The 12,762-nt window shown below is 43.3% G+C and carries 15 protein-coding genes; 1 reads left to right on the forward strand and 14 read right to left on the reverse strand.

The features are described from left to right. The first annotated feature begins 26 nt into the window (after positions 1-26). On the forward strand, positions 27-980 hold the full coding sequence (locus DJ568_RS05325) for a Ppx/GppA phosphatase family protein (RefSeq protein WP_114004199.1): 954 nt from the start codon (positions 27-29) through the stop codon (positions 978-980). On the opposite strand, the gene DJ568_RS05330 is transcribed toward DJ568_RS05325, so the two are convergent. From DJ568_RS05330 to DJ568_RS05395, 14 genes are all read right to left on the reverse strand, one after another. Beyond that, positions 977-1,564 (reverse strand): hypothetical protein, encoded by a 588-nt coding sequence (locus DJ568_RS05330; RefSeq protein ID WP_114004200.1) that lies wholly within the window; start codon positions 1,562-1,564, stop codon positions 977-979. The genes DJ568_RS05325 and DJ568_RS05330 overlap by 4 nt on opposite strands. A gap of 56 nt (positions 1,565-1,620) precedes the next feature. After that, a complete protein-coding gene (locus DJ568_RS05335) occupies positions 1,621-2,184 on the reverse strand; it encodes a Maf family nucleotide pyrophosphatase (protein WP_114004201.1) in 564 nt (187 codons plus the stop codon). Positions 2,185-2,280: 96 nt separating this feature from the next. Continuing rightward, entirely contained in the window at positions 2,281-2,802 is a 522-nt protein-coding gene (locus tag DJ568_RS05340; protein WP_114004202.1) for a KdsC family phosphatase, read from the reverse strand. A gap of 74 nt (positions 2,803-2,876) precedes the next feature. Further along, positions 2,877-3,119 carry a Fe-S cluster assembly protein IscX gene (iscX, locus tag DJ568_RS05345; RefSeq protein WP_114004203.1) on the reverse strand — a complete coding sequence of 81 codons (243 nt, stop codon included), beginning with the start codon at positions 3,117-3,119 and terminating at the stop codon, positions 2,877-2,879. A gap of 24 nt (positions 3,120-3,143) precedes the next feature. Further along, positions 3,144-3,476: a 2Fe-2S iron-sulfur cluster-binding protein gene (locus DJ568_RS05350; protein WP_114004204.1), complete on the reverse strand. Its 333-nt coding sequence runs from the start codon at positions 3,474-3,476 to the stop codon at positions 3,144-3,146. A gap of 32 nt (positions 3,477-3,508) precedes the next feature. Then, complete coding sequence (locus DJ568_RS05355; protein ID WP_114004205.1) at positions 3,509-4,279, reverse strand: Rossmann-like and DUF2520 domain-containing protein; 771 nt, start codon at positions 4,277-4,279, stop codon at positions 3,509-3,511. 20 nt (positions 4,280-4,299) lie between these two features. Beyond that, positions 4,300-5,007, reverse strand: coding sequence for a phytanoyl-CoA dioxygenase family protein (locus tag DJ568_RS05360; RefSeq protein ID WP_114004206.1), 708 nt, complete (start codon positions 5,005-5,007; stop codon positions 4,300-4,302). Positions 5,008-5,013: 6 nt separating this feature from the next. After that, complete coding sequence (gene ccsA, locus DJ568_RS05365) at positions 5,014-7,476, reverse strand: cytochrome c biogenesis protein CcsA (RefSeq protein ID WP_114004207.1); 2,463 nt, start codon at positions 7,474-7,476, stop codon at positions 5,014-5,016. Between the two features lie 12 nt (positions 7,477-7,488). Beyond that, on the reverse strand, positions 7,489-7,902 hold the full coding sequence (locus DJ568_RS05370) for a cytochrome c maturation protein CcmE domain-containing protein (protein ID WP_114004208.1): 414 nt from the start codon (positions 7,900-7,902) through the stop codon (positions 7,489-7,491). Positions 7,903-8,215: 313 nt separating this feature from the next. Beyond that, positions 8,216-9,652, reverse strand: coding sequence for a Glu/Leu/Phe/Val family dehydrogenase (locus tag DJ568_RS05375; protein ID WP_114004209.1), 1,437 nt, complete (start codon positions 9,650-9,652; stop codon positions 8,216-8,218). A gap of 157 nt (positions 9,653-9,809) precedes the next feature. Further along, positions 9,810-10,019 carry a CcmD family protein gene (locus DJ568_RS05380; RefSeq protein WP_114004210.1) on the reverse strand — a complete coding sequence of 70 codons (210 nt, stop codon included), beginning with the start codon at positions 10,017-10,019 and terminating at the stop codon, positions 9,810-9,812. Between the two features lies 1 nt (position 10,020). Continuing rightward, positions 10,021-10,695 (reverse strand): cytochrome c biogenesis protein, encoded by a 675-nt coding sequence (locus DJ568_RS05385; RefSeq protein WP_394339540.1) that lies wholly within the window; start codon positions 10,693-10,695, stop codon positions 10,021-10,023. A 118-nt stretch (positions 10,696-10,813) separates the two neighbouring features. Beyond that, positions 10,814-12,010: a carboxypeptidase-like regulatory domain-containing protein gene (locus tag DJ568_RS05390; protein ID WP_158534879.1), complete on the reverse strand. Its 1,197-nt coding sequence runs from the start codon at positions 12,008-12,010 to the stop codon at positions 10,814-10,816. Next, on the reverse strand, positions 12,010-12,693 hold the full coding sequence (locus DJ568_RS05395) for a heme exporter protein CcmB (protein WP_114004212.1): 684 nt from the start codon (positions 12,691-12,693) through the stop codon (positions 12,010-12,012). Before DJ568_RS05395 ends, DJ568_RS05390 begins: the two co-directional genes overlap by 1 nt. Between the last annotated feature and the right edge of the window lie 69 nt (positions 12,694-12,762).

The following is a 12,762-nucleotide window of genomic DNA, read 5'->3' on the forward strand; positions in this document are numbered from 1 at the left end:
TCTTTTTTCGTAAGTTTATTGGCAATATGACTAATATAATCACGCCGCCGCACAAACGGGTAGCCGTTATGGACCTTGGTACCAATACTTTCCATTTGTTAATTGCCGAGGGCGGTCAGGCGAGTTATAAATCACTTGTTCATCAGCACATTGGTGTTAAATTAGGCGAAGGCGGCATAAACAAAGGATTAATCCAGCCGGACGCCTATAAGCGCGGCATGGATACTATGCACGACTTCCATCGCCAAATAGTTGCACAGGATGTTACAGCGGTAAGGGCCATCGCTACATCAGCCATGCGAAACGCCGGCAATGGCAAGGATTTTATCCGTGATGTTGAGCAATCAACAGGAATCAAAATTGAGGTGATAAATGGCGATAGTGAAGCCGAGTTTATATACAAAGGTATTAAAGCGGCCGGATGCCTTACCCTTTCCAATTCGCTGATACTGGATATTGGCGGTGGCAGCGTTGAATTTATTGTAGGTAATATCGACAGCATTTTTTACAAGCACAGTTTTGAAATAGGGGCAGCCAGGCTGATGGATAAATTCCACCAAACAGATCCGATACCCGCAGATGCCGTAAATGAGTTAAATAAGCATCTCGAAACCCACCTTACAGAATTATTTAATTCAATATCAGATTTACGTATCGAGCAGCTTATCGGCTCATCCGGTACATTTGAAACACTTGCTGAAGTAATAGAATTGGACAAAGGACACCCTTTTGACATCGAAAAAACTCAAAAGTACAATTTCAATTATGATGACCTGGTGGCAGTAACCGACCGCCTTGTTAACTCCACGCACGCTCAGCGTGCCGGGCACGAAGGCATAATCCCAATCAGGGTTGATATGATAGTGGTTGCATCACTGATAACCCGGTTTGTAATGGATAAACTAGGCATAAAAAACGTTGTAATGTCTACCAGCTCGTTAAAAGAGGGGGTTTTGGCGGATATGTTAAATCAGCGTTAGAAATCGCTCCGATTTTGTTCATTCTGTGCATTAATCGCCTCTTGGATTAATACACCATCCTGGTATAGAAGATTTACGTTCATTCCGGAAGTTATTCTTACACTAATCATATTTTTTGTCGGTTCAGCGCTCTTATCATCATAAAATGTATTAAATTCTGCTTTTTCTGCTTTAATGGCAGTTAACTCGTAACCGTCACCATCTTCATACGGACTTGTGAATCTTTTGAATGAATCTCCTTTCCCGTATACGGCATCTAAGTCTTCTACAAATTGATTATAAAAACTTATTAATTTAGAATCTGACGTTGGGGAAAACAAAAAACTTGCCTGAAATGCTTTTCCATTTATAAATTTTACAATCAAGCCGAATGCATTATTTGCGCCTACTTTAACATTCCTGAAAGTCACATTAGTCGATTTTGTATTTTCTACATCTAATTCGCCGCCCCTAAGGGTTATTGCTTTTATGACGCTTTCTTTATCTGACCCCAATTTAATACCTAAAAAACCGTCTATTTTTTTTTGCGAAAACGCAATTGAAGTTATAAATAAAAATACCACTGTGATCAGAAACTGCTTCATAAAATATATGCGATAGACTTTTGGTAAAAATAACACAAAATGTAACACAGGTAATATTACCGGAGAATAATTAATTCTCTATACAACTTTTCTGTAGGCAAACCCACTACGTTGGTGTATGAGCCGTTAATACGCTCGATACCTATAAGGCCTATACGTTCTTGTATGCCATATGAGCCGGCTTTATCCATGGGTTTGTACCGGTCTACATAATCTTTTATCTCTGCATCCGGCAGCTCACGGAAATGTACTTCCGAAACATCATAAAAACTTGTGTATTTCCCTTTGTGCAACAGGCATACACCTGTAACCACCTTGTGCATACTACCCGAAAGTGTTCGCAGCATTTCTACAGCGTGCGCAGGTGTTTCGGGTTTGCCCAGTATCTGCCCGTTAATAGCAACAATGGTATCAGCGGTAAGCACTACCTCATCCCCCACTTCCTCATCAAATGCTTCGGCTTTTTTTGTAGCAATATATACAGCTATTTGCTCGGGTGTTAGTCCTTCGGGGTAGCTTTCGTCAACTTCCTTTAATACAATACGGAAATCAATATCCATTAAACGCAGGAGTTCCTGTCTGCGGGGAGATTTTGATGCAAGGATTATTTTTTTGTTCATGTTTTTATGAGTTCATCGGTCATGGTTTACAGCTCATAGACGGCTTAAAAGGTCACCAATATAAAGTCGATCAACACTATGAACTATAAGCTAAAACTACCAGCTATAAGCCTCTTTACTCATCCACTTGCCCTGCACTTTAAGCACCTTTTCTATCACGTCGCGCACGCAGCCGCAGCCGCCGGTAAAGGGTGAAACATAATCACAAACGGCCTTTATTTCTTCGGCCGCATCGGCAGGGCACACCGGCAAACCGGCAATTTTAATAGCGCCTAAATCAGGAATATCATCGCCCATGTATAAAACATGCGTGGCTTTCAAATGTCGCTCTTCAAGGTAGAGCTTCAATTTTTCGGCCTTGTTGCGCGCACCTACAAAAACTTCGGTAACACCCAGGCTCTGCAGCCTGTGCATCGCGCTTTTTGAGCGGCTGCCAGACATGGCAACCACGTTATAGCCGCATTTAACTGCCAGTTGCATAGCATAACCATCCTTAATGTTAAAACTACGGCTTTGCTTGCCCGTTTCAGATACAAAAACCTGCCCGTTGGTAAGTACCCCATCCACGTCAAAAACAAAGGTGGTTACATCTTTAAGCTTGTTTAAAAAGTTTTCCATTTTAGGATTACCCCCGATTAAGAAGTGATTACGCTTTTATAATGCCGGCAACAAAGCGTTAACTGCACACTAAATTATTGATTATCCCGCCACTCGTAAACCCAGGCCGACTGAATTTGTTCCAGGTGACCTTCGTTAGCCTCCTCGCGGGTACCGGCAAAGTTAGGTAATGATAAAACCCATTCCAGCAGTTCGGTAAAACGTATGCGGTATATTTTCGACTCGTTAAAATCATCGCCAAACTTCTCGTACAATGACATAGCAATGTCTTCGTAATCGTTCCAGTGTATAGGCAAGGCAAATTTATCCTCTGTCATGTATTTCGGTTTGATATGTTGATGTTAGTGTCCTAAAAACTGCGATTGATCAGGCAGGGTAACCTCAATGTCGCCATCAATAATTACGCATTGGCAGCCCAGGCGCGAGTTAATGCGCGGGTTTACCGCCCTGTCGATAAAGTCCTCTTCTTTATCAGATATTTCCTGGATGTTATCTTCGCCCTTATTAACATAAATGTGGCAGGTACTGCAGCCACATACACCGCCGCAATTATGCTGCAGCTCAATGCCGTTTTCAAGGCAAACATCTAAAACAGACTCACCTTCGGCTATAGGCAGTTCAACACTTTCGTGCCCTTTTTCCTCAAAGTTGATCTTTACCTTAAAAATGTTCATCGGGGCAAAAGTAACAAAATTAGCATTGTTAGCTACCCGATTTTATCCATTTTGATAATACCCTGACTTAGCAGTTGATAAATTTGCTGTAACTGAGGCTGATGCGCAAGCAAATGCAGGTGGCCCTGCATGGTTTTTTCGTCATTACGTACCGCCGGCCCCGTTTGTACACTGGCAGGAATATTTTCCTGTACTTTTTGGGCGGTTTCATTAATTAGTGGCCGGATGACATCGAACCCCATCCCGTGCTCGGCCAAAAGCTGCGAGGCAACATTGTATAGATAATTAGGGAAATTACAGGCAAAAACAGCGGCAAGGTGCAGTATTTTACGCTGCTCAGAATTTACACGATAAACTTTATTGCTTACGCTTTGCGCAAGTTCAGTTAAAACAGCGTGTATATTTTCATCAGCGCCCTCAATGCACACCGGCACATCTGTAAATTTTACTTCGCGGGTTTTACTAAAAGTTTGCAGCGGGTAAAACACGCCGGCTTTAGGCGAGCGGGATAAAAGCACATCAAGGCCGGTAGCGCCGGAGGTATGCACAATAAGCTTGTTATGCGGAGCCAGTTTAGCGGCGGTTTCGGCAATAGCGTCATCTTTTATGGCAATAACAAACATATCTGTGTCCGCGCTTATATCAGAAAGGTTATCCGTAGCCGCTGCTTTTACATGGTAAGCCAGTAATACTGCGTTTTGCAAGGTGGGGCTGTAAACCTGCATTATGCTATGCCCCGCGTTTGTAAACGCCGCGCCCAGGTGGGTAGCCACATTGCCTGATCCGATGAGTGTAATGCGCATGATAAATCTGATTAAATAAATTAATACTCTGCCCAGCCTAAGCCCGCAGGTAATGCCGTCCTGCTAAATTCTATATGTATAACACGCCTGCTTTGTTTGTTAACCGTACGACCTGATGAATGCAGCAGCAACGGCTTCATAATCATTACGCCGCCCGCCTCAACTGCACAGGTCACCTCCTGTTCAACACTCCAGTCAATTGTCTCAGGACGATAAATGCCCTTGGTGTGCGAGCCCGGAATAACCTTTAGTGCGCCATTGGATGCATCAGTTTCATCAAGATGGATACGTATGGTATAGTTATCTTCCAGTACCGCTAATGGAGGCTGTACGCCAAAATGCTTGCCTTTAATCGTCCACGGCCCATAACCGGAGGCTTCGATTTTTTTATCTACAGAAATAGTAAGGTCCTGGTGATAGGCAACAAACCAGTTAGAATTGCCGGGCTTGTCAAAGTAGATAGACTTTACTACAAAATAACCGCACCCTAAACATTCCTCAATCACCTGTTTCAATTTGTCGTTAAAAATAGGGGCTGCAACTTCCGGTACTTCCTTGAAAAACCGCCGTATGGCGAAAAGATCCGCCGTTTTGCGGTAGTTGCCATTGGTTGCCTGCACCGACGATAAAATGTTAGTAATGGCGGATACCTCTGCCGCGGAATAGATATTATTAATAATGGCGAAGCCGTTTTTCACAACTTCGCCATTATATAAATGCATACCCATTATTTTCTATCTAACTTTCAATTCCTTATTTCTTCTGAATATAGACATCAGGAAGCCAATAACCATGATTATGGTGCCTGCCCACAAGAAATTGATGTAAGGGAATTTTATAGCTTTAAGTACTATGAACTTCTTTTTGCTCTCAGGTTGCTGAAATACATTTATTTCTATTTTGCCTTTATCAGGCAAAATTTTTGCGAACTGCAGCTTCAAGCCGGCGTCTTCTATTTTTTTAGCAAAGTCAAACACATTACGGCCTTTTATCAGGTACACGGGCTCAGCCTGGTAGGTTTTCCCATGTGTATGTACTTCCAGTTGTGCACCCACTGCTATATCGCCCTCGTTAAGCGGAATGCTCTGCACTTTCGCTTCCTTATTGAGGCCCTTTAGTACTATGAAACCTTCGCGATAAGTTATAGTATCCCCAATAGCCACCTCGTGCGCTACCGCCGGATCATAATTTTTACTATCGTCTGTTTCTTCGGTATGACCATCGTCTTCCTTCTTTTCGGTAGTTAACACGTTGGTCATGGTTACATGGGTATACAAATCATGCAGCAGGTAATGTTTGGTATCCGGCTCGGACGACATACCTGTACCATTGTTGTTACTGGTTACCTTAGGCCGTAGTATAAAATCTTCTGTTACCTTACCATCTTTGCCCATCCTCTTGTAATGGATATTAAAAAAGTGATCGAGGCCTTCAATAGTGTCCCCGGTAAAGGTTACCGAGTAGTCGCCCATTTGTACGGGCTGATTTTTATAAAGGAGGATATTCTCGCGCGGGTCTTCCTCTTTGGCAAACTCGGCGCTGTATTGCTCGCCTGTATGGTTTTCTGATATCACCTTTTGCGTCCCGGCAGCTATCAAGGCGCCAATAAGCAGTAAACCAAAGCCAATATGTGCCACCGCCGAACCGGCCAGCTTAAATTTACCCTTAAGGGCATCAGCCAGTACCTTACCATTAGCAACCACCGAGTACACCGAGCCCAGCATAAGCAGTATATACAGCGTAGGCATTTTGTTTACGCCGGTTATAAATACCGCTAAGGCCGTAACCAATGCCGAGAAGCCGAAATACACACCGCTAGTGATTAAAAAGCGTGTAATATCAGTTTTTTTGTATTTTAAGAATTGCGTAACGCCTGTTAAAAGCGTAATAATAATGGCAAAGCAGGATTGTATAATGTTGTAAAACTTAACCTGGTCTGTAGGTGGTGCCAGCTTGGTACCAAATATAGCGTTCCATACGGGTACCGATGTGAAGGCGATGAGTTGAAAACATGAGAGGCCTAAAAACACCGAACCAACAAACATCCAAAACTCGCGCGAATAAGTTTCTTCGTCCTTTTTGCTGATAGGCAGTTCGCTCCAGCGGGAGATAAGCAAGTAAACCGGTATCAGCAAAAAGATAAGTATACCCAAAACCAAGTGCCAAAACATCCCCAAGTCCGTAAACGCATGCACAGATGATTCGCCCAGTATACCGCTACGCGCCAAAAAGGAAGAATACCATACCAGTACAAAACTAATGAGTACCAGGAACGTGGCGGTAAAATAAGCGTGTCCGCTGTTTTTAAATACGATAAGCACGTGCAAACCGGCTACCAGCATCAGCCATGGAAAAACCGAGGCATTCTCTACAGGGTCCCAGGCCCAAAAGCCGCCAAAGTTGAGCGATTCATAAGCCCAGAAAGCACCCATGATAATGCCGGTACCCAATATCATACAGGCAAACAACGCGTACGGGATAGCCTGTTGTACCCACTCTTTATAACGCCTTTGCCATAAACCCGCTATGGCAAATGCAAATGGCACCACCATGGCCGCAAAGCCCAAAAACAAAGTAGGCGGATGTATCACCATCCAATAGTTTTGCAGCGAAGGATTCATGCCCTTGCCATCTTTTATATACGATAAGTAGTCGGCGTTTTGAAATATCGGAGCTTCCATACCCGAGTCGCGCAGGAGCAGAAACGGCGAACTGCCAACATGCACGCTGCCTATGTTAATACCAAGCACCATGGTAGCCAGCACCAGTTGCGATAAGGCAACAGTGGTCATTACGGGCCGCTCCCATGACCGGGTTTTCCAGATCAGGATATTCCCTAAAACTGCCTGCCAGAACATCCACAAAAGGAAACCACCCTCCTGCCCGTTCCAAAAGGCCGAAACGATGTAGTATACCGGCAATGATAGCGATGTATACGACCAGGCATAATGGTATTCGAAATAATGGTTGTAAATGATATGAAACAAACAGGCCGCTATACCAAGTATGGATACAGTATTTAGCCAAAAGCCTATGCGGCCCAAACGCAGCCAGGAGTTGTCGTTTTTCTCAACATCCTGTTTAGCGGCAAAATAGTAGCTGATAAATGATAAAAGAGACGCGCCTAAAGCAAGTACTACAAAAAACTGGCCTAACTTCCCTGGTAACAGGTGTTCGCCCTGATAAGCTATATCCATTAAAAAAGTGTATTATAAACTGGCGCTTTTTTTGGCGCTAACCTCTGTAACATTCAATTTGTCCTCGGTATATTTTGATGGGCATTTCATCAATATTTTTGATGCATGAAACTCGTTGCCGCGCATTTGCCCGGTAAGTACTATTTGTTCAGAACGTTCAAAATCCTGCGGCTTGGTGCCGGCAAAAACCACTTTGCACTCCTGGCCCTTATTGTCTTTCATGTAAAACGAAAAATAATTAGCATCCCTGGTGGCATCGTAAACCAATTCTTTTTCTTTATTTAAGTGGCCTACAACATGTAACTCGCTTTCGGTTTCACGCGCATCGTTAAAAGTGCCATAAGTGCTTGAACTTGAATAAGTACTGATGATTACCGCAATCGCGATAGCAATTATAATTATTCCGAATATTGAACTTTTTTTCATGCTGTTTTTTACTTGTTGTAATTACAGGTTACAAAAGTACAAAACGAGTAGCGAATATCCTTTATTATTAGGCGGATATGCTATTTAGAATCATTATTGTTACTTAGATGCAAGATTTATTCGGAAAGTATCAAGATATAATAGTAAGTGCCAAGGTATGTTGTTATCGCAACCGCACCGGCAACTTTTTGGATCTGGTGAATGCTGGCTATAGTGTTTTTGCGATGAAAATAAGTTGCAGGCGCCAACCTGCAACTTGATAAATGCGTTCTGTTAGTATTTAACAAAGTCCCGATTCGGGAGCCATACATGTTTATGGCCAAACACCCAGATTTTTGTAAGATACTGCTATCTTGTTAATAGCACCTACAAAGGCTGCCGTCCGCAGTGTATCAATCTTTTCGGTATTTTTATAAACCTGTCGTATCTCGTGGTATGATCGTATCATCGTATCTTCTAAACCTGAGTTCACCAGCTCCAGTTCAGAGGCTCCCTTAACCAGGGTTGAGCGTTGATCGGGAGTTAGTGATATTCCGGTGATATTTTCAATCATGTTAACCATGTTGAGGTTAGTTTTTTCCTCAAACCTGCGGTTAATACGCCCGAAAGCCACGTGCGATAGATTCTTTAACCACTCAAAATATGATACTGTAACGCCGCCGGCATTGGCATACATATCGGGGATAATAATACCGCCTTTTTGGTAAAAGATAGCTTCGGCTTCGGGTGTGGTTGGTCCGTTAGCGCCTTCAGCTATAACTTTCGCCTGTATACGGCCTGCATTTTCGGCGGTAATCTGGTTCTCTAACGCTGCCGGTACCAGTACATCGCACGGTTGTTCCAATCCTTCGGCTGAGTTTACAAATGCTTTGGCTCCCGGGTAATTTAAGATTGAACCTGTATCCTTCCGGTGTTGCAGTACCGCGTCTACATCCAGCCCATCGGCGTTGTATATGGCGCCCTCAAATTCGCACAAGCCAACAATCACTCCACCAAACTCCTGTAAAAATTTTGCAGTATAATACCCCACATTACCTAAACCCTGCACAATTATCCTTTTGCCTGATATGCCACTGGTAAGCCCCAGCTTCTGCATATCTTCGGCTACCTCAAGGCACTCACGTATGGCTATGGCAACACCCCTGCCGGTTGCTTCACGGCGGCCCTGTATACCGTGTAAGGCTATAGGCTTGCCGGTAACAGCTCCCATGGCATCAAGCTGGCCGGGGTTCATGGTAGCATATGTATCGGCAATCCAGCTCATCTCCCGTTCGCCCGATCCGTAATCGGGTGCAGGCACATCAATGCTGGGGCCTATAAAGTTCTTTTTAATTAACTCCACGGTGTAACGGCGGGTTATATTTTCAAGCTCGCCAACACTATAGTTTTTAGGGTTTATTTTTATGCCCCCCTTAGCACCGCCAAAGGGTACATTTACAATAGCGCACTTGTAGGTCATGAGTGCCGCAAGCGCCATTACCTCATCTTCATTTACCATTTCGCTGTAGCGGATACCGCCTTTGGTAGGGCTTTGGTGTTGCGAGTGCTCAACCCGCCATGCATCTATTACTTCAAATCCGTCCCCTTTACGTATGGGGAACCGGAAACGGTAAACACTATTACATGATTTAATCTGGTCAAGCAGGCCTGCATTATGCTGAGTAAATTGCGCTGCGTAGTCGAAGTTCTTACACACGTCGCTAAAAAAATGGGTATTGTCACCGCCAACCAAACTGTTGTTATTAGCCATAGGAAATTGTTATGAGGTAAGTGTATCAGTTAATATAAGTACAAAGTGGCACATTTTTTACCACAAGTGCAAATACAGCAAACACATGGTGTTTAGCTTACACTACATAACAACCAATCTAAATCAATGTTTAAACAACTTAGATTAAAGTTTTGGACTACTTTTCGTTTTCGATTTTTTTTAATCTTTTGTCCAGGGCGAAGAGATATACGGCTAATCCTAAAAAAATAATAGTAAGCGTAGCCACTACTACGTATATACCACCGTTTGCACGCATCGTATCGGCCATTTCAACAGTTTCGCTTTCCTGGGCAAAAACTGTAGTAAGGGTTAACATCAGTACTATAAGTGTAAAAAGTCTTTTCATATTAGTTTATACTATTCCTGTTATATTCTACAAGACGCACCCGGTAACGTAAAGTGGCTATCCATGCCGCAAATAAACTCCAGCCAATAAATGCAGGATATAAAACCATGCGCATGCGGTTATCCATATCCAGCTTACCAAATGCCGGGTTACCCCCGTTGCCCGGATGTAATGAATCGGTCATTCGCGGCAGCACCATTATCAGTACAATCATGATAGGGAAAGCGAAGATATTGTAGATGGCCGATATTTTAGCACGCTTTTGCTCTTCATCAATAGCATTGCGCAGTACCAGGTAAGCGCAATACAATAAAAATGCAATGGCAGCGCTGTTTTGCTTAGGATCGTTACTCCAGTACTCGCCCCAGGCATAATCAGCCCATATCATCCCGGTAATTAAACCTAAAACGAAGAAAAACACCCCAACATTAGCACATTCAACCGCTAAAAGATCATGTTTCTCATTGCCTGATCCGAGATATTTTATACTGAAAATTACGGATATGGTAAATACCGTAAACATGGCTATCCACATAGGTACGTGGAAGTACGTGTTGCGAATGGTTTCGTGCAGAATAAACAAGCGCGGTACACCCAATAAAAATCCGGCTAAAAGCGTATACATAATGATCGCGACAGCCAGATACTTCCACCACGATAGGTAAATAAACTTCATAAATTATTATTGTGAGGCAAATGTAGTAATTTAGTTTATATGGTTTATTGCATATGGTGTACGGTGAGATGCAATCGTTACATTGAAATAATACATCAATCCATAAAAACCGCGTCCATCACTCCCCCGGAACATAATCAACAGGCAGTAACTCGGCGAGTTTATACTTTGACCATGTGCCCTCGTATAACGGCGCGTCACCCAAAACGGTACCGTTAGTATCAAAATAAATGTAAGGAGTATATAACGTCATTACGCTCGTTTGGAAATTTTCCATATCCAGGGGGCGGTACAGGTCTTTAAAATAAGTCTCCTCACGCTTCCTGGTGTAAATTACGTAAAGGTATCTTTCGGCACCTAAAGCAAAAATACCCGGCTGTTCAACCTTAAATAATATATCATAAGTTTTTAACGGCGCACGTACCAGGGTTTCATTATGATATTTGGGCAAATCAGCTAAACGCGCCCAATAGTTCAGCGAATCCGGCTGGTTTTTAAACTGCTTAAACTTTTTCTGGATCAGTAACTCAGGCGGCCTTTGCGGGTTAAGCTCGCGGGTGTATTTATGCGCCACAAACCCTTCTGTTTCCATTTTACCCGCGTATAAAGAGCGGTAAAAGTGCCGGGCCGAGCCAAAGTATACCTCATCGCGCTTAGCACGCCATTTCTTTTTTTGCGCCTCACTGCCGGGGAGTTCTTCAAAAAGCGCCTTGCCCTCGTAAGCAACAATATTGGCTATCTTATCACTTTTAAAATCTTTAACAAGATATTTAACCCTGTAACCCAGTGCCCTGTTCTCTACCACCAGAAACTCATCAGCATATGCTTCAAGCAATCGTTTGGACCCATAGTAAGCCAGGGTAAGCACCCGGGGATTAAGCACCTTACATTGCTTTGAATTTTCTGACTGGCCGATAAAATCCTTTTTAAACTGCTCGTAGTTCTTTTTCCAGTCGGCATTGGTGGTAATTACTACAGCCCTTAGCTCCATTGCCTTTGCCGACATCTCGATATCTAACCTCAAAGTCTGGCTGGTTACCATGATGGTTTGCGTAAAATCTTCATAACCCAGGTTGGTTACTACCAGTTGGTATTGGCCGGGTTTAACATTACGAAGGCTGAAGGCTCCGGCATCGTCGGTAATTGTACCAAAGGTGGCATTACTTAAAAACACGCTGGCTTTTACCAGCGGATTTTTGCCGGCCTTGCTTACTACCCTGCCTGAAACCGAGCCATTTTGCGCTGCGGCAAAAGACGAGGCTATAAAGATAAAAAGAACTGCAAGCAAAGCCGGCCTGCGAGGTAACATACCCATTAGTCGCGCCATAAGTACGGGAAAAGTATCAGCGAAGCCGCTATAACAATGGCGTTTATGGCAAACAATACGCCGATATGGCCGTAATTCAGGCTACGATCAAGCCCGTCCATAGCATTTTTGCTGAAGCGTATTAAGATAAGTATTACGGGGATAATAACAGGGAAACTTAATATAGCCATAAGCGTACCGTTGTTGCCAGCTTTTGAGGCAATGGCCGATATCATGGTAAATACGGTTGAAAAGCTTATACTACCCATAATTACGGCCGCGAAGTATATAAGCGGATCGCCAACCGTATTTTTAAAAAACAGGGCGTAAATAAGGATCGCTAATATGCTGAGCAAGCTCATTAGTAAAACGTTATAGATGGTTTTAGATAGTATGACAGCCTGCGGACTGGCGATAGAATAATAATATAGCAAGCGGTTTTTACTCTCCTGCATAAAGCTTTTGGCAATGGCATTAACCGAGGCAAACAGCATGATAATCCAAAAGAGCACATTCCACATTACCGGATAGCCTGTGCTGCCTGTAAAACCGCCATTAAGGTTAAAGGAGATGTAGCAGATAAATACCGTTGATACCACATACAACAGCACGCCGTTAAAGGCGTATTTTGAACGCCATTCAAGCAAAATTTCTTTTTTTAACAGGCTGAGTGTTTGTTTGTAAAGCTGCATCGCTGCAAATATAAGGTGTTAACCTTGATTTTTACGATTTACAGTATGGGGAGCCAGCAAATGCGTTTA

This window comes from Mucilaginibacter hurinus, assembly GCF_003324525.1.
In the GTDB taxonomy this organism is placed as follows: Bacteria; Bacteroidota; Bacteroidia; order Sphingobacteriales; family Sphingobacteriaceae; genus Mucilaginibacter; species Mucilaginibacter hurinus.